The organism is Pseudopedobacter beijingensis (assembly GCF_042678145.1).
Taxonomy (GTDB): Bacteria; Bacteroidota; Bacteroidia; order Sphingobacteriales; family Sphingobacteriaceae; genus Pseudopedobacter; species Pseudopedobacter beijingensis.
This window is the reverse complement of the sequence record NZ_JBHUDG010000012.1, coordinates 19019-36678: the sequence shown is the minus strand read 5'-3', so window position 1 is coordinate 36678 and position 17660 is coordinate 19019. Positions and strand designations below refer to the sequence as shown.

General features: G+C 36.7%; 23 protein-coding genes. 3 read left to right on the top strand and 20 right to left on the bottom strand.

Translation table 11 applies throughout. The features are described from left to right. Positions 1-12: 12 nt before the first annotated feature. The 13 genes from ACFSAH_RS08070 to ACFSAH_RS08010 all read right to left on the bottom strand — a co-directional run bounded on the left by ACFSAH_RS08070 (position 13) and on the right by ACFSAH_RS08010 (position 7927). Positions 13-147: a hypothetical protein gene (locus ACFSAH_RS08070; RefSeq protein WP_379662207.1), complete on the bottom strand. Its 135-nt coding sequence runs from the start codon at positions 145-147 to the stop codon at positions 13-15. A gap of 147 nt (positions 148-294) precedes the next feature. Then, a complete protein-coding gene (locus tag ACFSAH_RS08065) occupies positions 295-1176 on the bottom strand; it encodes a helix-turn-helix domain-containing protein (protein ID WP_379662206.1) in 882 nt (293 codons plus the stop codon). Between the two features lie 150 nt (positions 1177-1326). Next, positions 1327-1620, bottom strand: a complete 294-nt coding sequence (trxA, locus tag ACFSAH_RS08060; protein ID WP_379662205.1) for a thioredoxin — start codon at positions 1618-1620, stop codon at positions 1327-1329. After that, positions 1598-1828 carry a DUF6132 family protein gene (locus ACFSAH_RS08055; protein ID WP_379662204.1) on the bottom strand — a complete coding sequence of 77 codons (231 nt, stop codon included), beginning with the start codon at positions 1826-1828 and terminating at the stop codon, positions 1598-1600. The genes trxA and ACFSAH_RS08055 overlap by 23 nt, the downstream gene beginning before the upstream one ends. Next, a complete protein-coding gene (locus ACFSAH_RS08050; RefSeq protein WP_379662203.1) occupies positions 1828-2064 on the bottom strand; it encodes a hypothetical protein in 237 nt (78 codons plus the stop codon). Before ACFSAH_RS08050 ends, ACFSAH_RS08055 begins: the two co-directional genes overlap by 1 nt. A gap of 10 nt (positions 2065-2074) precedes the next feature. Next, a complete protein-coding gene (locus ACFSAH_RS08045) occupies positions 2075-2446 on the bottom strand; it encodes a rhodanese-like domain-containing protein (RefSeq protein WP_379662202.1) in 372 nt (123 codons plus the stop codon). A 7-nt stretch (positions 2447-2453) separates the two neighbouring features. Next, positions 2454-2885, bottom strand: a complete 432-nt coding sequence (locus ACFSAH_RS08040; protein ID WP_379662201.1) for an OsmC family protein — start codon at positions 2883-2885, stop codon at positions 2454-2456. A gap of 2 nt (positions 2886-2887) precedes the next feature. After that, positions 2888-3205, bottom strand: a complete 318-nt coding sequence (locus ACFSAH_RS08035; RefSeq protein WP_379662200.1) for a rhodanese-like domain-containing protein — start codon at positions 3203-3205, stop codon at positions 2888-2890. A 71-nt stretch (positions 3206-3276) separates the two neighbouring features. Continuing rightward, positions 3277-3924 (bottom strand): peroxiredoxin, encoded by a 648-nt coding sequence (locus ACFSAH_RS08030; RefSeq protein ID WP_379662199.1) that lies wholly within the window; start codon positions 3922-3924, stop codon positions 3277-3279. Between the two features lie 24 nt (positions 3925-3948). Beyond that, entirely contained in the window at positions 3949-5328 is a 1380-nt protein-coding gene (locus ACFSAH_RS08025) for an MBL fold metallo-hydrolase (RefSeq protein WP_379662198.1), read from the bottom strand. Positions 5329-5341: 13 nt separating this feature from the next. Continuing rightward, positions 5342-5602, bottom strand: coding sequence for a heavy-metal-associated domain-containing protein (locus ACFSAH_RS08020; RefSeq protein WP_379662197.1), 261 nt, complete (start codon positions 5600-5602; stop codon positions 5342-5344). Between the two features lie 12 nt (positions 5603-5614). Then, positions 5615-7033: an MBL fold metallo-hydrolase gene (locus ACFSAH_RS08015; protein WP_379662196.1), complete on the bottom strand. Its 1419-nt coding sequence runs from the start codon at positions 7031-7033 to the stop codon at positions 5615-5617. 90 nt (positions 7034-7123) lie between these two features. After that, a complete protein-coding gene (locus ACFSAH_RS08010) occupies positions 7124-7927 on the bottom strand; it encodes a sulfite exporter TauE/SafE family protein (protein ID WP_379662195.1) in 804 nt (267 codons plus the stop codon). Between the two features lie 233 nt (positions 7928-8160). Here ACFSAH_RS08010 and ACFSAH_RS08005 point away from each other — a divergent pair, with 233 nt between their 5' ends. The 3 genes from ACFSAH_RS08005 to ACFSAH_RS07995 all read left to right on the top strand — a co-directional run bounded on the left by ACFSAH_RS08005 (position 8161) and on the right by ACFSAH_RS07995 (position 11189). Beyond that, complete coding sequence (locus ACFSAH_RS08005) at positions 8161-9498, top strand: cytochrome ubiquinol oxidase subunit I (RefSeq protein ID WP_379662194.1); 1338 nt, start codon at positions 8161-8163, stop codon at positions 9496-9498. Positions 9499-9504: 6 nt separating this feature from the next. Beyond that, positions 9505-10581 carry a cytochrome d ubiquinol oxidase subunit II gene (cydB, locus tag ACFSAH_RS08000; RefSeq protein ID WP_379662193.1) on the top strand — a complete coding sequence of 359 codons (1077 nt, stop codon included), beginning with the start codon at positions 9505-9507 and terminating at the stop codon, positions 10579-10581. A 143-nt stretch (positions 10582-10724) separates the two neighbouring features. Then, entirely contained in the window at positions 10725-11189 is a 465-nt protein-coding gene (locus tag ACFSAH_RS07995; protein WP_379662192.1) for a GNAT family N-acetyltransferase, read from the top strand. A gap of 97 nt (positions 11190-11286) precedes the next feature. Here the strand turns inward: ACFSAH_RS07995 and ACFSAH_RS07990 are convergent, their stop codons facing one another. The 7 genes from ACFSAH_RS07990 to ACFSAH_RS07960 all read right to left on the bottom strand — a co-directional run bounded on the left by ACFSAH_RS07990 (position 11287) and on the right by ACFSAH_RS07960 (position 17659). Next, complete coding sequence (locus tag ACFSAH_RS07990; RefSeq protein WP_379662191.1) at positions 11287-11757, bottom strand: PaaI family thioesterase; 471 nt, start codon at positions 11755-11757, stop codon at positions 11287-11289. Positions 11758-11771: 14 nt separating this feature from the next. Then, entirely contained in the window at positions 11772-13238 is a 1467-nt protein-coding gene (locus ACFSAH_RS07985) for an MBL fold metallo-hydrolase (protein ID WP_379662190.1), read from the bottom strand. 184 nt (positions 13239-13422) lie between these two features. After that, the gene (locus ACFSAH_RS07980; protein ID WP_379662189.1) at positions 13423-13788 is read right to left on the bottom strand and encodes a carboxymuconolactone decarboxylase family protein; all 366 of its coding nucleotides are present in this window, start codon (positions 13786-13788) and stop codon (positions 13423-13425) included. Next, a complete protein-coding gene (locus ACFSAH_RS07975) occupies positions 13788-14333 on the bottom strand; it encodes a DinB family protein (protein ID WP_379662188.1) in 546 nt (181 codons plus the stop codon). The genes ACFSAH_RS07980 and ACFSAH_RS07975 overlap by 1 nt, the downstream gene beginning before the upstream one ends. Positions 14334-14338: 5 nt before the next feature. Next, on the bottom strand, positions 14339-15025 hold the full coding sequence (locus ACFSAH_RS07970; protein WP_379662187.1) for a class I SAM-dependent methyltransferase: 687 nt from the start codon (positions 15023-15025) through the stop codon (positions 14339-14341). Positions 15026-15082: 57 nt separating this feature from the next. Further along, positions 15083-16324, bottom strand: a complete 1242-nt coding sequence (locus tag ACFSAH_RS07965) for an MFS transporter (RefSeq protein ID WP_379662186.1) — start codon at positions 16322-16324, stop codon at positions 15083-15085. Between the two features lie 21 nt (positions 16325-16345). Continuing rightward, complete coding sequence (locus tag ACFSAH_RS07960; protein WP_379662185.1) at positions 16346-17659, bottom strand: APC family permease; 1314 nt, start codon at positions 17657-17659, stop codon at positions 16346-16348. Between the last annotated feature and the right edge of the window lies 1 nt (position 17660).

Genomic DNA, 17660 nt, shown 5'->3' with positions numbered 1-17660 from the left:
TTCTGTTATTGATTAATGACGTTCTATTTGAAGATTGTACACACTAAACCAAACCATTGCTGCCAAAATTAACAGCAGCACCAAAAAGGCAATGGTACCTTTGGGTTTAAAGTTTTTCTCGATTTCTGATTGGTGATCGTTTTCCATTTGCTTTTCTTTTAATGAGAGTCTTTTTTATACCACAAAGCTACTTTGCCCTTATAGAATAAAGGTTTACATAATTAGTTTTACTATGGTACTTTTTACTGATTTGGTTTTAAATAAAAAAACGAATCTTTATTTAAGATTCGTTTTTTACACATATTTTGAAGCTCTGAATTCTTCGGGAGAGAATCCTGTATTTTTTTTAAAGAACCGTGAGAAGTACGAATTATCCTGATAATTAAGTTCGTAAGCAATTTCGGATATTGTTAGTGAAGAGTTTACCAACAAGCGTTTAATCTCTAACAAAATACGGTTGCGTATCAGTTCACCTGCCGAAATTCCTTTAATTTTCTGGCACAAGGCGTTTAAATGATTGGGAGTAACAAAAAGCATTTCGGCATAATCTTTCGGAAGTTTTTTCTGTTTATAATTTTCTTCTACCAGTTTCTCAAAATTCCGAAGCAACAAAAACTGGTGCTTGTTTTCTATTTTGATAAAATGTTCTGTATTGATTACCCTGTTGCTTATAATAAAAAGTTCCAACAAATACAACCTTAATAAATCCCAACTACACTCGTTACAAGCTTTATATTCGGTTTGTATTTTATTGAATATCTGCTGTGTATCAACAAATTTATTTTGTAACGATACTTTAGAATATTCACCGTTACCAATAAAAAAAGGAAAATCTTCGAGATAATTTCTTCTTGCCAGAAACGAGCTGAAAAAATTATGATTAAAGTTTATAACGATGCCACATGCTGTTACATCAAAAATCCATTTATGAATTTGCCCGGGAACCAAAAAATACAAATCACCTTTTTGAATAGTATGGGTTTTAAAATCAATAAAATGTTCGCCGGTGCCTTCTAAAATAAATAAAATCTGATAAAAAGAATGGCGATGGGGTGAAGTTACTAAATCGGGTTTCTCGGAGATGAATTCTTGTAAATCAAGAACCACACAATCCTGCATATTGTTAAATTCGTCTATTAAATTACAAATGCTGTATGTTGGAATATGTGTGGTCATTGATTTTGGAAATTAATTTTACTACAACACTACAAAATTAATATAGAATAAAAAGATATTTGTTGTATTTCTTAATGTTGTTATGGTATTTATTACTTCTGTTAAATTTAAATAATGCCTTATAATAATGAAAATCTTGTTTTGAAAGAATTAACTGTTTTCTTCGATCAAACGTTCTAATTCGTTGGCCGGAAAAATTCCGGATTGCCTCCATTTTATTTGCCCGTTTTTAAAAATAATTATTGTAGGCACACTGCGAATTTGATATTGTGCTGCTACACTTTGATTTTTGTCTACATCTATTTTGATAATAGCTGCTTTATCTCCAATTCGGTTTTTTAATTCTTCTAAAATAGGAGCCTGCATTTTACAAGGGCCACACCATTCGGCAAAAAAATCTACTAAAACCGGTTTGTCCTGATTAATTATTTCCTGAAATGTCATTCTTGTCTTTTTTATTGTTTTTAAACATCGAGAATACCAAACCTCCCATTACCGAGCCATATAACGTGCTATTGATTGGACTGGATGTAATGGCACAAGTACCCGAATTGCACCCTACAAATTTCCAATAGAGAAATCCGGCAAGTGCACCAATTGGCACTCCAATGATGCTTAGAAGGTTCTTTTTTACAAATGTCTGTATCATCATTATTTTACTTCTTCGTAGGTAATGTCTTCTGTCTTTGTGTTTTTTCTTGAACTATAATTGATACTACAACCAGCTGTACCGCAACAGCCAATATTAAACAGCGGCATCAGTGTAAATAATCCACCCAGAGCAACAAGCATCCATTGTTGTGCCTGAATGCCTTGAACGATGATCACAATTCCCAAAACCAGACGGATAATCCGCATAAAATTCCATTTGCTTAAATAGTTTTTCATTTGTCTGTTCTTAATTATCTGTAATTACTTTCTGTACATTGTTCCAAGTTCCGCCGTTAACAACATTTTGAAAACCGTTTTTTTCTAAAATACTTTTTGCCTGACTGCTACGGTTACCACTTCTGCAAAATACAACAATGTGTTTTTTACCCTTGAATTTAGATAGTTGTCCCGAAACTTTATCCAATGGAATATTTACTGCTCCCTTTACGCTTCCAGATGCAAATTCGGAAGGTGTACGAACATCAACCAAAAAAGCGTTATCTGCAAGTACTTCTTTTAGTTGTGTATTGTCTTGCTGACCAAATAAAAACTTAAATATTCCAAACATAGCAAATAGTATTAATGTAAAATAAACTGCACCAAGTTTTTTATTTTTCATAACTTGATTATAAAAATTTTGGTACTACTGTAATTTCGGTTTTAATAGAGTTGGTTACTAAACAGTTTTGCTTGGATTTTTCTAAAACACGTAACGCTTTGTCTTGTAATTCATTGTTTTCCAAATGCACAACAGGTGTAATTACTGCCTCGGTGATTTGAAATTTCTTATCAACCATTTCTAATTTACAAACCGTTTTACATTCAAAACTCGTAAAAGGTAATTTGAAATTTTCTGCAATAGCCAAAAAAGTCGCCATATAACAGCTGTTTATAGCAGCACCGAAAAGATGTTCCGGTGACCAGATATTCGGTACACCATTCGTAAATTCTGGCGGGGTGGCACATTCTATGGTTGGTTGTAAAACGGGAGATGACAATTCGCCAATTCTATCTTCTTTCCACCTTACATCAACTTCGTAATAATGTTCTTGTGCCATAGTTAAACAGTTTTCGTTTTGAATTCTTCCAAGGCTTGCTGTACGTTTTGCCAAGGACCACCGTTCACTACATTTTCAAATCCGTGTCGTTGCAGGATGATTTGTGCATTTCCACTTCTTGCTCCGCTGCGGCAGAAAACAATGATATTTTCTTTATTTTCAAATTGAGAAAACTCCTGTTCCAATACGCTTAATGGTATGTTTATGGCACCGTCAACACTTCCTGAATTAAATTCTTCAGGAGTGCGTACATCAACCAAAAACAGCTCATCTTTGTCTGAAAACTTATCTTTAGAAAGTTTGTCTAATAATGCTAACATATGATGTAAATATTTATGATAAGAAGACTGACCTTAAATTTGTGTAAAGCCAATCTCCTTATTCTTAATGATTAAATTGATTTTTTAGCCAGGTACCAATCCACTTGCTCTAAGCTTGTATCGGCTTTACGTTCTTTCAACCCTTCCAATGTTTTTGGGGCACCTACAATTACTTTATCACCCGGCTGCCAGTTTAGTGGCATAGCTACTTTGTATTCATCGGATGTTTGAAGTGCTAACAAAGAGCGTTTGATCTCGTCCATATTACGACCTACATTTAAGGGATAATACATAATCAAGCGGATTTTTCCTGCGGGATCGATTATGAAAACTGCACGAACGGCAGCTGTTTCACTTTCGCCCGGTTGCAGCATTCCGTATAGTTTAGCGACTTTCATATCGAGATCCGCAATGATCGGGAAGTTGAACAATACACCTGTTTTTTCATCAACTGCATTTACCCAGGCAATATGACTGTGAATACTGTCGATACTCAAGCCCATTAGTTTGGTATTGTGTTTTTCAAAGAAATCGCTCTCGTTAGCAAAACCGCTCATTTCGGTTGTACAAACGGGCGTGAAATCCGCAGGATGCGAGAATAAGATCACCCAGCTTCCTTTGTTATATTCCGAAAATTTTAAATTTCCTGTTGTAGTTACGGCATCAAAGTCAGGCGCTATATCGCCAATTCTTGGCATTGTATTTACTTGATTTTCCATTTTTAATTTATTTAAAGGATTTTCTTAATTGTTTACAGCCATCCATTCTTTCATTCCGCCAGAATAGTTTTTTACGTCTTTGAAACCGTATTTTGCCAATAGCGATTGTGCAATGGTAGCTCTATCACCACTTTGGCAATGAATAACGATTTGTTTTTCTTTACTGAATTTGTCTATGTTATCAGGTAATGTACCTACGAAAACATTGTCTGCTCCTTCTATGTGATAGGTCTTGTACTCAGTTACTCCTCTCACATCTACAATTTGTGCATCTGGATTGCCGATATAAGATTTGAACTCTTCAATATCGATAATGTCTTCGGTTTCCAATTCCAACCCTAATTCTTCTACATTAGAAATATATCCATAGATATTATCCAAACCAATACGCATCAATTTTCGGGTTAAATCTTCCATTTGATTATCGTCAGCAACCAAAACGAACTGCTCCTGATAATTCAGTAACCAACCTGCCCATGTAGAGAATGAGTTGTTGCCTTGAATATTGATGCTTCCCGGAATAAATCCTTTGGCAAAATCTGTTTTCACTCGTGCATCAATAACTTTCAGTCCGTCGTTATAAGCCGTCAAGAACTGCTCTTTTGACAATTTTTGATGTTTCGGAACTTCAACCAATAGTGGACGATCTACTTTGTTTAAGTGCTTCATCATCGCAAAATATTTTGGCGGCTCCGGCTGTCCTTCTAAAAGGTATTCGATAAATCCAGCTTCGTTATTTTCATATTGAAATGCCCAGTTTCGGATTTTTTCATACCCAACAGTGGAACTTGGAACTGCTCCCAAAGCCTTACCACAAGCCGAACCTGCACCGTGTGCCGGCCATACCTGCACGTATTCGGGTAATTCAGCAAATCGCTGAATTGATTGATACATTTGTTTGGCACCTTTTTCCTGTGTACCGATAAGTCCTGCTGCTTTTTCCAATAAATCCGGACGGCCAATATCGCCTACAAACACAAAATCTCCTGTGAATACCATAACTGGTTTGTCTGTTGCCGGATGATCCGTCAACAAAAAGCTTATACTTTCCGGTGTATGTCCGGGTGTATGTAATACTTCCAAGGTAAGATTGCCTACACTGATTTTATCTCCGTGCTTCAATCCCACGTGCGGAAATTGATATTGCCAGTCTTCACCACCTTCATCCGAAAGATACATTTGTGCTCCGGTTACCGCTGCCAGTTCGCGTGAACCACAAAGATAGTCGGCATGAATATGCGTTTCAGTGAGGTGCGTGATTTTCATATTATTTTGTTTCGCAATTTCCAGATAGACATCAATATCTCTTTGAGCATCTATAACGATGGCTTCGCCTTTAGCCTGACAACCTATAAAGTAACTCGCCTGAGCTAAACTTTTATCATATACGTGTTGAAAAAACATAATTTTTAAATTTTTAAGATTTTAAATTTCCTACGGCACAGCTTACATAAGACTTTGCCTTTTTTAATAATGAATTATTCCCTTTTTGCGGATAGCCTAAATCGTTTAGTTTCTGAATAAACGACTCTACATCTGAATTGGCTTCAATGATTACGGTTTCAGTTTCTTTATCAATGCTTACTTCCTGTACACCTTCCATTTGCATAATAGCTGTTCTAATGCTGTTCATGCATCCTCCGCATTTTATATTTTCTACCTCGATTGTGTGTTTCATTTTTCAAAAATTTTAAAGCATCGTTGTCGGGCAAACATAATCGCTTACCTTGAATTTTCCTGATTCTTTGATTGCTGTAAATCCGCCCTGAACATCAATCAGATTTTCATAGCCTCTGGCTCTAAGGATAGAATTGAAAATCATAGAGCGATATCCTCCTGCACAGTGTACGTAATAAGTTTTGTCTTTGCTTACTTCGGCGATATGGTCATTGATATAATCTAAAGCAATGTTTTCTGAATCTAAAACGTGTTCTGAAAAGTGCTCGCTCTTTTTGCGTACATCTAAGATGTTTAAATCAGGATTTTGCTCCATTCGTTTTGCCAATTCCTCAACCGAAATAGATTCGATGGTGTCGGTTTCTTTTCCATCATTCTTCCACGCTTCAAATCCACCTTTCAGATAACCAATGGTATTGTCGTAACCAACACGTGCCAAACGGGTAACAATTTCTTCTTCACGACCTTCATCAGCAATCAACAAAATGGTTTGTTTAATGTCAGGAATCAAGGTTCCTGCCCAGGGAGCAAAATTTCCATCGATACCAATGTTAATGGAATTCGGGATAAATCCTTTGGCAAATGTTTGTGCATCACGCGTATCCAGTAACAAGGCATCGGTTTCGTTAGCTGCCGCTTCAAATTCTGTCGGGCTTAAAGCTTGTGTTCCTTTATGCAGTACTTCATCTATACTTTCATAACCTTTGATGTTCATCAATACATTTTCAGGAAAATAGGCCGGTGGTGGCATCAATCCGTCTAAAACCTGACCAATAAAAGCTTCTTTAGTCATCGGTTGTAAGGCATAGTTAGTTTTCTTTTGATTACCCAACGTATCCGTAGTTTCCTTACTCATATTTTTACCGCAAGCCGATCCTGCTCCGTGTGCCGGATAGACAATGATGTCGTCTGCCAACGGAATGATTTTGTTGTGCAATGAATCGTACAAATGAGCGGCTAATTTCTCTTGTGTCAAATCGGCAATCACTTTTTGAGCCAAATCAGGACGACCCACATCACCAATAAATAAGGTATCTCCCGTAAACAAGCTGGTTTCTTTACCGTTTTCGTCAATTAACAAGTAACATGTACTTTCCATGGTGTGTCCTGGCGTATGGATTACTTTGATCTTGAGGTTTCCTACTTCCAAGATTTCACCATCTTCTGCAACGTGTGCCTCAAATGCCGGTTTGGCTGTTGGACCAAAAACAATTGTTGCTCCAGTTTTATTAGCCAAGTCTAAATGACCACTTACGAAGTCTGCATGGAAGTGTGTTTCTAATACATACTTAATATTTGCACCGTCTTTTTTTGCTTTTTCTATATACGGTTCTACCTCGCGTAACGGATCAATAACAACGGCTTCTCCTTCGCTTTCGATGTAATAAGCTCCCTGTGCCAAACATCCTGTATAAATTTGTTCTATTTTCATTTTTTATGATTTTTTATTGTTTAAATTTTACACTACAAAATTATGACCTGCTTATAACCTACACAGTAACATAAGTTACAAGACCTATTTTTATAAGAATAATTCTTTGATAAGGATATAAATTCCCATAACCAACACAAACCAACCAAAAGCAGATTTGAGTTTGTTACCTTCTATTTTTTTAGATAGGAAGATTCCGATGAAAATTCCGACAACCGATAATCCTGTAAATATGGATAGTAAAGTCCAATCAATAATTTCTCCTCCTTGGACATCTCCTATGAATCCTAAAAGTGATTTGGCAGCGATGATAAATAGTGAAGTCCCTACGGCTAATTTCATCGGCATTTTTGCCAATAAAACCAATGCCGGAATAATTAAAAATCCGCCACCTGCACCGACTAATCCGGTAAGCGTACCGACTAATGCTCCTTCCAGCAGAATCATTGGATAGTTGTATTTTATTTCACCAGCGTCTGCATCTTTACAATGCGGACAAGGACGTATCATTGATATGGAAGCAAAGATCATGACGATGGCAAAAAGCACCATTAAAGCAATAGGTTTTGTAAACTGAAAATCTCCAACGGAAAACAGTACATCGGGAATTAAAGGCATCAGATATGCCCGGGTTAAATACACTGCAACAATAGATGGAATACCAAAGATGAAGACAGTTTTAAAATCGACCTTTTTTTGAATAGCATTCTGAACACCACCTACTAAAGAAGTTGTTCCAACAACAAATAAAGAGTAGGCTGTTGCTAAAATGGGATTAACCCCCATCACATACACCAAAATAGGAACCGTAAGAATGGAGCCGCCGCTACCGATAAGTCCTAATGAAACACCTACCAAAACGGCTAATAAGTAGCCTATAAGATCTGTTGCCATAATTCAATAATTAAATGATATGGCAAAATTAGAATACCACGATAACGCAGGCAGTAACAATTGTTACAGAGCTTAAAAATTAAGACTAAAAATCATCGGATGTTTATTTATTATATACTGTGTAACAACTGTTACAATAGTTTTTGTAATTTAGAGATACATTTACAGGTGCATATAAAAGGTGGATATATGCGGTAACAAAACCTGATATTCAAACGCTTAAAACATTCCTTATGGAAGATATGATTCTTTACAATAGGCTACAGTTTGCCTTTACGATTACCTTTCATTACCTGTTCCCTCAGCTCACAATGGGACTTTCTCTGATGATTGTTTATTTTAAATGGAAGTTTCTGCGAACGAAGAATGAAGATTATAACAATGCTGCTAAATTCTGGATGAAGATATTTGCATTGAACTTCGCAATGGGTGTGGTTACAGGCATTCCGATGGAATTTCAGTTTGGAACAAATTGGGCTAAGTTCTCCGAACTCACGGGTGGTATCATCGGACAAACATTGGCAATGGAAGGAATGTTCTCCTTCTTTTTGGAGTCTTCTTTTCTGGGTATGTTTCTTTTTGGAGAGAAATTACTTGGTCAAAAATTACACTTTCTTTCCGGACTGATGGTTTTTCTTGGTTCTTGGGCAAGTGGTTTTTTAATTCTTGCTACGCATTCTTGGATGCAGCATCCGGTCGGATATGAAATTTTAGAAAATGGAAAGTTTGTTTTGAATAATTTTAGTGCATTGTTCACTAATCCGTGGTTGTGGCCGTCCTATTTGCACAATCAAGCAGGGTCATTGATTACGAGTTCTTTCTTTGTGGCGGCAGTTGGTGCTTTTTATTTACTGAGTAATAAACATAGTCGTTTTGGCAAGATATTCGTCAAAAGCGGTGTTGTTTTCGGGGTAATTGCTTCTATTTTAGTTGCATTTCCTACCGGAGATTGGGCTGCAAAAAATGTAGTCAAACATCAACCGGCAACTTTTGCGGCAATGGAAGGTATTTTTGAAACCGAAAAAGGTGGTTCGGAAATCGTATTGATTGGTCAGCCCGATATGGAAAACAAAAAACTGGATAATAAAATTGCTGTACCCAATATACTTAGTTTTCTAACGTACCAAAGATGGGATGCCGAAATCAAAGGCTTGAATGATTTTGATGAATCTATTCATCCAACTAATGTACCCGGCTTATATTATGGTTATCATATTATGGTTGGTTTGGGTACTATTTTCATTGGTATTATGACGCTTGCTGCCTTTTTACTTTGGAGAAATAAATTGTATCAGACAAAATGGTTGTTGTGGATACTGATGTTTATGATACCATTCCCGTACATAGCCAACACAGCCGGGTGGTACACCGCAGAACTGGGTAGACAGCCTTGGTTGGTTTACAATCTGATGCGTATGGTAGATGGTGTTTCGCCTACGGTATCTTCTGGCAACACCTTATTCACACTATTAGGCTTTGTAGGGCTTTATTTATTGCTCGGTTTACTCTTTTTATTGTTGGTTTTGAAAATTATCAGAAAAGGTCCCGAAGCTAAAATTGCATTAAAATAAAGGATTATGGAAATATTTTGGTTCATTGTATTGGCTGTAATGTTGGGAACGTATGTCATTCTCGACGGATATGATTTTGGTGCAGGCATTGTACATCTGTTTTTTGCCAAAACAGAAGAAGAAAAAAAAGCAGTAACCAACGCTATCGGTCCTTTTTGGGATGCCAATGAAGTCTGGCTGATTGCTTCAGGAGGTGTATTGTTTTTTGCATTCCCTACACTGTATGCTTCTGCTTTCAGTGGTTTCTATTTACCACTGATGTTGGTATTATGGTTGCTGATATTCAGAGCAGTGGGCTTGGAACTGAGAGGACAAGTACATCACAGAATGTGGGAAGCAATTTGGGATAAAGCATTTGGTATAGCAAGTTTACTGTTGGCTCTTTTCTTTGGGGCTGCTTTGGGTAATGTAGTGCGAGGTGTCAATCTTGGAATGGTCGAAAACGGTGTTTCAACACAGGAGGCTCATTATTTCTTCTTGCCACTTTGGAACCCTACGTTTGATCCGCTTGCAGAACAACAGGGAATTATCGATTGGTTTACACTATTGTTGGGACTTGTAGCGGTTGTTACATTAACTATTCACGGAGCAAATTGGGTTATCCTTAAAACTTCCACAACACTCAACCAAAGACTTAAAAAGGCAATCTTTAAATTGAATTTCGTATTGCTGGCATTGGTTGTTGCTTCGGCTTGTCTATGGCATTATGTAAAGCCTTTCCCTTTAAATAATCTGCAAACTCATTATTGGCTTTGGATATTCCCTGTTATTGGTGCAGTAGGTCTTATCGGTTTGTTCCGAATTAATAAATTTAAAAAAGACAGTAGCGGTTTCCTCTTTTCTTCGATGTTTATCTTTGGAAGTTTTGCTACTACGATAGCTTCTATGTTTCCCAACTTATTACCATCAACAAATGGAGTTAATCCTTCCTTAACGGTTCAGAATGTAGCGGCTCACGAATATGGCTTGTCGGTAGGTTTGGGCTGGTTTATTGTTGCTGCAATTTTAGTTGTAGTTTATTTTGTTATTCAGTTCAAAGTATTCAAGGGCAAAATGGACGATGTTGGCTATGGAGAGCATTAAAAACCGTTTTCTTTCACTAATTTAGCTTCAGGAGAATGGTTATATTTTTCTTAGGTTTTTCGAAATTCAAACTTGCCTATTAACGATTAAAAACAAAGCTGGCAACAGTTCGTTCGTTTTACTAATTTTTAATTAATGACACAATGAAGATTACTAAATATACTGAATTAAACAACAAACAAAAAGAAAGAATTTTAGAGCTTTGGAATAACGAATATCCTGAAAAACTTGCATACAATTCAGTTTCAGATTTTGAAAATTATCTGAATAAACTTACTGAGCAAAACCACTATTTTTTGTTGGACAAAAGTGAAGAAATTAATGGTTGGGCTACAACTTTTATTAGAGAAAATGAAAAATGGTTTGCAATCATCGTCTCGGAAAAACTTCACGGAAAAGGTTTCGGAACAAAAATACTGAACGAACTGAAAAACAATGAGAACACGTTAAATGGATGGGTAATTGACCATGATTCGGACAAAAAATTAAACGGAAACTTTTATCAATCGCCTTTAAAATTTTATTTGAAAAATGAATTTGAAATGTTGAGTGAAACAAGGCTTGAACTCGAAATCATGTCAGCCGTGAAGATAAAATGGACAAAATGAAACATATTCTGCTAATCGAAACGATACTTTACGTAAGATCACCTAAAAAACAACCGTAAATAGGAGAGGTAAAATACAAAAGACTAATTTTCAAAGTTTAGTCTTTTATTTTTATAGCTAAAATCTCTCCTGTAGCACAAATAGTATCATCGGCAGAAAGTGTCATATCAACCCATATTTTTCGTCCTTCGATACTTTGTAGTTTTCCTCTCAGTTTCAGTTCAACTCCCATAGGTGTAGGAGCTTTGAAATCAACTTTTAATGAAGCAGTTACACATCTTACCGGAATAGTTTCTACTTCATTCAAATTAATATTCTCCTGAACGCAGACAAAAGCAGCCGCAGAACCTGTTCCGTGGCAATCCAAAAGTGAGGCGACCAAACCACCGTAAACGCTACCTGGAAGTGCTGTAAATTTTTCGTCTGGTAAAAAATGGGCGATTGTTTCATCGCCCACTAAATATGTTTTCAGCTGGTAACCATCAAGATTATTCTTACCACATCCGTAGCAATGTGCCAGTTCATCGGGGTATAAATCCTGAATGGCTTTTGATTTATTGTGCATCATTTGAAATCAAAAAATTATTTTACAAGTTCATTCTTTTTTTCCACCCAATCGTTAATTCCACCTGAATAATTCATAATATTTTCAAACCCGTTTTTTCTCAAAATAGAATATGCCATTGCTGCTCTTGCTCCACTCTGGCAATGAATAACAACAGGTTTGTCTTTTTGTATTTTGTCTAAATTTTGCTCCAGTGCAGTTAAAGCAATATTTTGGACTCCTTTAATGTGACCATTGTTGTATTCATTTTTAGAGCGTACGTCAATGATTTGAACATCTTTATTTTTTAATGAAGACTTTAATTCTTCAATATCAATGATGTTTGCTTTTTGTAAAGGTAAACTTTGCGAAGTAACATCCGTAAAATATCCATAGATATTATCGATCCCAATACGCATCAGTTTTCGGGTTAAATCTTCGATTTGATTTTCTTCAGCAACCAAGATAATTTGGTTTTGATAATCGACCAAAGAACCCATAAACGTAGAGAATGTTTTCATATTTTCAATCAACAGACTTCCCGGAATAAATCCTTTTCCTGAAATTGATTTCGGACGGGTATCTATTACAATTAACCCATTTTGAATGGCATTATCTGTTTCCTGCTTATTTAATTTGGTTAGTTTAGGAACAGCAACCAAAAGCGGACGATTTACTTTGTTTAAGTGTTTCATCATCGCAAAATATTTCGGTGGTGCAGGTTGGTCTTTTAGAATATAGTTTACAAAATCTGTTTCTTTCCCAGAAAATTGTAAAGCCGGATTGGTTAATTTCTCTTGTTTCAAAGTCGATTGTGGAATATTGCTCAAACTTTTTCCGCAGAAAGAACCTGCACCGTGTCCCGGCCAGATTTCGGTATCTTTGGGCAATTTCATAAAACGTTCTATGGAAGCATAAAGTTGTTTAGCTCCGATTTCTTGCGTTCCGATTTGTCCTGCTGCTTTTTCTAATAAATCAGGGCGACCAACATCACCCACAAAAATAAAATCTCCGGTAATGGCTTTTATTGAATTTGAAATTCCGTCTCTTACCAAAAACGTAATGCTTTCAGGAGTATGCCCTGGTGTGTGCATCACTTCTAACATAATGCTTCCAATTTTAATGGTGTTACTATCTTTCAAAGAAGTGTGTGGAAAATCGTATTGCCAGTCTTTTCCACCTTCGTTAGACAAATACATTTCTGCTCCGGTTGCAGCAGCTAACTCACGTGAACCACTCAAGAAATCGGCGTGAATATGGGTTTCGGTTATTTTGGTAATTTTTAAATTGTTTTGTTCAGCGATTTTCAGATAAACATCGATGTCCCGTTGAGCATCAATTACAATGGCTTCTTTAGTTTGTACATCTCCTACAATATAGCTTGCCTGCGACAATGTTTCATCATATATCCGTTCAAAGAAAAGAGTTTGTGCAAATGAATAATTGGACAGGAAGAATATTGCTACCAACCAAAGGAAACTGTTTTTTAAAAAGATAGATTTCATATATTAACTGCTTTAAAATTTCAATGTTTAAAATTATCCACACTAATTTTAGATGTCTTAAACCGTGTAATAATAAATCCTCAAAATTAGCATTTACAGTTTGGGCAAAAAGTAACAAAGGTTACACAAATACAAAACGAGGACCATTAAATCCTCGTTTTTCTGAAATATCACTAAATAAATTTTAAGCCAGATTTTCTATAGCTTCAAACACACAACCCACAGCTAAACTAAATGCTGGCATTCCTCCGGTAATGGCTGCGGTTTGGCAAACTCCGAAGAGTTCTTTTATGGTGGCTCCGGCTTTTAAGGCAGCTTTTGCGTGAAGCATTGCCGGTTCTTTGTGCATTCCGCCAATCAGTAAGGCAAAGTGAACCAATTGCTGGGTTTTCTTGTCCAACGGATTTCTATAAATCAGCTTTTCACGATATTTTTCAATAACATCAATGGCTTCGGTTTCGCCTGATAACTCAGCTAATTGCAAACGTTTTTCGATATTATCGGGTACAAAACCCAATAATTCTTCGTATTTTTTTCTGATGTTGTCCATTAGCCAATCAAGGTTGAAGTATTAGGCCATTCCATATATTCAGCCGGATAGATTCCGTTTTGACGAATCAGCATATCTACTTGTCCAAGGTGGTAAGAATGATGCCCGAATGTAATCCACAAAAACGCCATTACGGTGTATGTTCTGCCCATAAAAGAAACGGTTTTGTTCAAATCTTCTTCGGTATAAGTTTTCAGAATTTCAAATCCTTTGGCAAAAACTTCCTTGTATTTATCCACTAATGCTTGTCCATTCGGAATATTTTCCAGTAAAGATGCATTGTCCGGTTTCGGAATAATTAATCCGTTATTACCATCTTTCATAGCCTGAAACCAATGAATTTCTGCTAATACAAAATGACGAATGAGTCCGCCGATGTTAATTTTGTTTATTCTCACGCCAAGATACATCACCTCGTTATCAATCGGTGTGCTTTCAAACACATCATCAGGAACATCTTGTAATAATTCCAAAGTCTGAAGATACAATTGTTCATGAATGCTTAAAAACCGGTTGAATTCCTGTATTGTTGCTTTATTTTCCATTTTATTTATTTTGCTTTAATAACAAACTGATAAGGTAACAAGTTCATTTCCACTTCAAATGAAGTATATCCTACTTGTTTTAGTTCTGCTATCACTTCATCTATCGAAACTTTATGAGCGGTTGGTGGTCCTACAGGAACATCAGACTTAAAGAAATCGATAATGACCAATTCGCCACCTTTTTTAATTCCTTGTTTCACTTTTGCAAAATACGCTGACCGGTTTTCGATGTGGTGATAGGTGTTTACAATCAATACCATATCGGTTTCGGAATCTTTCAGATTAGGACTGTCAAAAGGTATTTTACGCAATTCAATATTTTTGATGTTGTTTTCTTCGATACGTTTTTTTAGATAAGTTTGAAATTCGTCATTCACATCAGCTGCAATCACATTGGCTCCGTGTTTGGCTAATTTTACTGAAAAATAACCCGTTCCTGCTCCAATATCCATAATGGTTTTACCTTTTATATTGCCTAAATATTCCATTACTTTATGGGGTTGTTGATAGGCGTCTCTCTCAGGCGATTCAAAACGATTTGCTAACTCTTCCGTAGATGCTTTGTGCATATATTCGTTGGCAGAATGTGCCGGTTTGCCATCTCCGTGCCCTTTGTGCTGCTTGTGTTCTTGTGCCATAATGTTGCTTGTTGTGGCAATAGCGATGATTGCCGTTAAAATTTGTTTTTTCATTTTATAATTGATTTTTAAATTAATTATTTGTTTTTGCTACCTGTTGCTATTCTGTTTTTATTTGTCAGTTATTCGTGTTTCTTTCATCCTTAACCAAACTACGATACCCGAAATAAGTGTGATAATACCTGCAATATGCACTGCCCATTCCAGTCCGAAAAAGCTACCAACTATACCTGCCATTAAAGCACCGATAGCATAACCCATATCTCTCCAAAAACGATAAACACCCAAAGAGGATGCTCTCCAGGTTGGATGTGCGGTATCACTTACGGCTGCTAATAAAGCAGGATAAACCATTGCTGTTCCAATACCCAAAAGTACCGAACCAATCAAACCGGATGTTAAAGGTTCAAACCATTCAAAACCGATAACAATATGCCCTAAAACCTGCACGAACATTCCCCAAACAATCAATGGTTTTCTTCCGATTTTATCGGTTAAAGGTCCCGTAACGATTTGACCTACGCCCCAAACCACTGGGTAAACTGCTTTAATCCAACCAACATCTTCTAATCCGACACCCATTGACATAAAGAGCAATGGAAACACGCCCCAGGACATTCCATCATTCAGATTGTTTATCATTCCTGCCTGAGAAATAGAAAACAGGTTTTTGTTCTTGAAAGAGGTCTCTTTGAACACCCACCATAAGTTGGGTTTGTGAGTCATTTCGGTTGATGATGTTTGTATGGCTTCTAATTGGGCAAATTTTCGGGTATCGCGAACCACAAAAATAGAAAGCAATAACCCAACAATGGTATATGCTATTCCGATATAAAAAGGTTGTGGTCTTAGTCCGTAATGTGAAGCCAAATAACCTGTTAGCAATGCGGTCAATCCAACTGCTCCGTAACCTGCGGCTTCGTTCAATCCCATTGCTAAACCTCTGCTTTTTTTGCCCACCAAGTCAATTTTCATATTCACTGTCATTGACCAAGCCAATCCCTGACTAACCCCAAGTAAGACATTAGCAAATAAAATCCAATTCCAGGACGGTGCAAAAGCTAAAAGGAATGGAACAGGCAAGCCGACTAACCAACCCCAAATTAATACTTTCTTTCGGGTATATTTGTCTGCTAATACACCCGAAATCAGATTAGTAAACGCTTTCACTACGCCAAAAGCAATGATGAACGAAAAGACAACTACATCTGACTGAATGTTAAATTCTTCCGTTCCTACTAATGGCACTACGGTTCTTTCCAAACCGACCATACCGCCCACCATCATATTGACGAGAACAAGTAAGGTAAATTGTTGCCAGTTTTCTTTAAGTCCTAATTTTCTTGTTTCCAAAGTTTTAATATTTCCTAATTTTTATTCGTTAAACTGTTTATTTGTAGTCTTTTTGCTCCAATAATACATTCCTAATCCGATTAATAAATTACTCATTCCTAATAAGGTTTCAAAGGTATTGTTTACAAAAGCAAAGCCTATCATCCATAATGAAAGTAGGAGAAATAAAACCTGAAATACGGGAAACAACGGACTTTTATATCCTTTCTGATTTTGGTATTCCGTTTTTCTTCGTAAAATAAAAATGCCGAAAACGGTCATCATTGCCGATATAGTCAGTAAGATGCCGCAATACACCATAATCTGCTCAAATGTTCCTGAAAGTAGCAAAATGGCACTGATGCCAAATTGTAACCATAATGCTTTTTGAGGAATGCTGCCTTCTTCTGCACGAAAATATTTCCATAAACGATGTTCCTTTGCAATGCTTGATGTTACTCTGGGTCCCACCCAAACCATCGCACTGATACCCGATACCAACAATAAAGAAATTGCCAACCCAAATAAGTTTCCGATATTTTCTCCCAGCATTTTTCTTGCTGCAATGGTCCCTACATTGAGTTCGCCTGCCAGTTCATTAATGGGAACGTGCTTTAGAAAAATGAACTGCAATAAGGTATAAAGTATCGTTACCAATACTGTACCTCCAATAAGAGCAATGGGCAATGATTTTGTGGGATTTCTAAATTCTTCGGTAATATACGCTGCTGCATTCCAGCCCGAATACGAATAGCTTACATAAATCAGTGCAACGGCAAAAGCCGAAGACGCTATTTCGGTAAAATAATCATTTCCGAAACTGAAATTATTCCCTGAATTTCCAGGAAGAAACAATCCGATAAGGATTAAGACAAGAATGAGCAACACCTTTAAAAAGGTACTGACATTTTGAAATTTAGAACTTGCGTTCAAACTTTTGGTATGGATTAAGGTAATGATGCCAATAAGAAGAATACTTGTCCATTTTGCGTTTAAATTACCAAAAGGGAAATATTCTACAAAGGCAATCGCAGCCAAAGCAACAGGTGCTGCAAAGCCAACGGTAAGCGAAATCCAACCCGACAAATAGCCTACCAAAGGATGGTATATTTTGGAAAGAAAAGCATATTCGCCACCCGATTTTTTGATGACTGTTCCTACTTCGGCATAGCTGAACGCTCCTGACAAAGCTAATATTCCGCCTAATATCCAAAGCGATATAACCACCATCGGATTGTTCAGCTCTTTCAACTGAAAACCAAGACTGGTAAAAGCCCCGGTGCCAATCATATTCGCAATAACGATGGCTAAGCCGGTAATGGTGGTTATTTTATGTGCTTTGGTTGTTTTGCTCATT

What these genes read in the sequence shown, in the direction of transcription:
- ACFSAH_RS08070 (WP_379662207.1), bottom strand. Translation starts at nt 147, where the DNA reads ATGGAAAACGATCACCAATCAGAAATCGAGAAAAACTTTAAACCCAAA.
- ACFSAH_RS08065 (WP_379662206.1), bottom strand. Translation starts at nt 1,176, where the DNA reads ATGACCACACATATTCCAACATACAGCATTTGTAATTTAATAGACGAA.
- trxA (WP_379662205.1), bottom strand. Translation starts at nt 1,620, where the DNA reads ATGACATTTCAGGAAATAATTAATCAGGACAAACCGGTTTTAGTAGAT.
- ACFSAH_RS08055 (WP_379662204.1), bottom strand. Translation starts at nt 1,828, where the DNA reads ATGATGATACAGACATTTGTAAAAAAGAACCTTCTAAGCATCATTGGA.
- ACFSAH_RS08050 (WP_379662203.1), bottom strand. Translation starts at nt 2,064, where the DNA reads ATGAAAAACTATTTAAGCAAATGGAATTTTATGCGGATTATCCGTCTG.
- ACFSAH_RS08045 (WP_379662202.1), bottom strand. Translation starts at nt 2,446, where the DNA reads ATGAAAAATAAAAAACTTGGTGCAGTTTATTTTACATTAATACTATTT.
- ACFSAH_RS08040 (WP_379662201.1), bottom strand. Translation starts at nt 2,885, where the DNA reads ATGGCACAAGAACATTATTACGAAGTTGATGTAAGGTGGAAAGAAGAT.
- ACFSAH_RS08035 (WP_379662200.1), bottom strand. Translation starts at nt 3,205, where the DNA reads ATGTTAGCATTATTAGACAAACTTTCTAAAGATAAGTTTTCAGACAAA.
- ACFSAH_RS08030 (WP_379662199.1), bottom strand. Translation starts at nt 3,924, where the DNA reads ATGGAAAATCAAGTAAATACAATGCCAAGAATTGGCGATATAGCGCCT.
- ACFSAH_RS08025 (WP_379662198.1), bottom strand. Translation starts at nt 5,328, where the DNA reads ATGTTTTTTCAACACGTATATGATAAAAGTTTAGCTCAGGCGAGTTAC.
- ACFSAH_RS08020 (WP_379662197.1), bottom strand. Translation starts at nt 5,602, where the DNA reads ATGAAACACACAATCGAGGTAGAAAATATAAAATGCGGAGGATGCATG.
- ACFSAH_RS08015 (WP_379662196.1), bottom strand. Translation starts at nt 7,033, where the DNA reads ATGAAAATAGAACAAATTTATACAGGATGTTTGGCACAGGGAGCTTAT.
- ACFSAH_RS08010 (WP_379662195.1), bottom strand. Translation starts at nt 7,927, where the DNA reads ATGGCAACAGATCTTATAGGCTACTTATTAGCCGTTTTGGTAGGTGTT.
- ACFSAH_RS08005 (WP_379662194.1), top strand. Translation starts at nt 8,161, where the DNA reads ATGGAAGATATGATTCTTTACAATAGGCTACAGTTTGCCTTTACGATT.
- cydB (WP_379662193.1), top strand. Translation starts at nt 9,505, where the DNA reads ATGGAAATATTTTGGTTCATTGTATTGGCTGTAATGTTGGGAACGTAT.
- ACFSAH_RS07995 (WP_379662192.1), top strand. Translation starts at nt 10,725, where the DNA reads ATGAAGATTACTAAATATACTGAATTAAACAACAAACAAAAAGAAAGA.
- ACFSAH_RS07990 (WP_379662191.1), bottom strand. Translation starts at nt 11,757, where the DNA reads ATGATGCACAATAAATCAAAAGCCATTCAGGATTTATACCCCGATGAA.
- ACFSAH_RS07985 (WP_379662190.1), bottom strand. Translation starts at nt 13,238, where the DNA reads ATGAAATCTATCTTTTTAAAAAACAGTTTCCTTTGGTTGGTAGCAATA.
- ACFSAH_RS07980 (WP_379662189.1), bottom strand. Translation starts at nt 13,788, where the DNA reads ATGGACAACATCAGAAAAAAATACGAAGAATTATTGGGTTTTGTACCC.
- ACFSAH_RS07975 (WP_379662188.1), bottom strand. Translation starts at nt 14,333, where the DNA reads ATGGAAAATAAAGCAACAATACAGGAATTCAACCGGTTTTTAAGCATT.
- ACFSAH_RS07970 (WP_379662187.1), bottom strand. Translation starts at nt 15,025, where the DNA reads ATGAAAAAACAAATTTTAACGGCAATCATCGCTATTGCCACAACAAGC.
- ACFSAH_RS07960 (WP_379662185.1), bottom strand. Translation starts at nt 17,659, where the DNA reads ATGAGCAAAACAACCAAAGCACATAAAATAACCACCATTACCGGCTTA.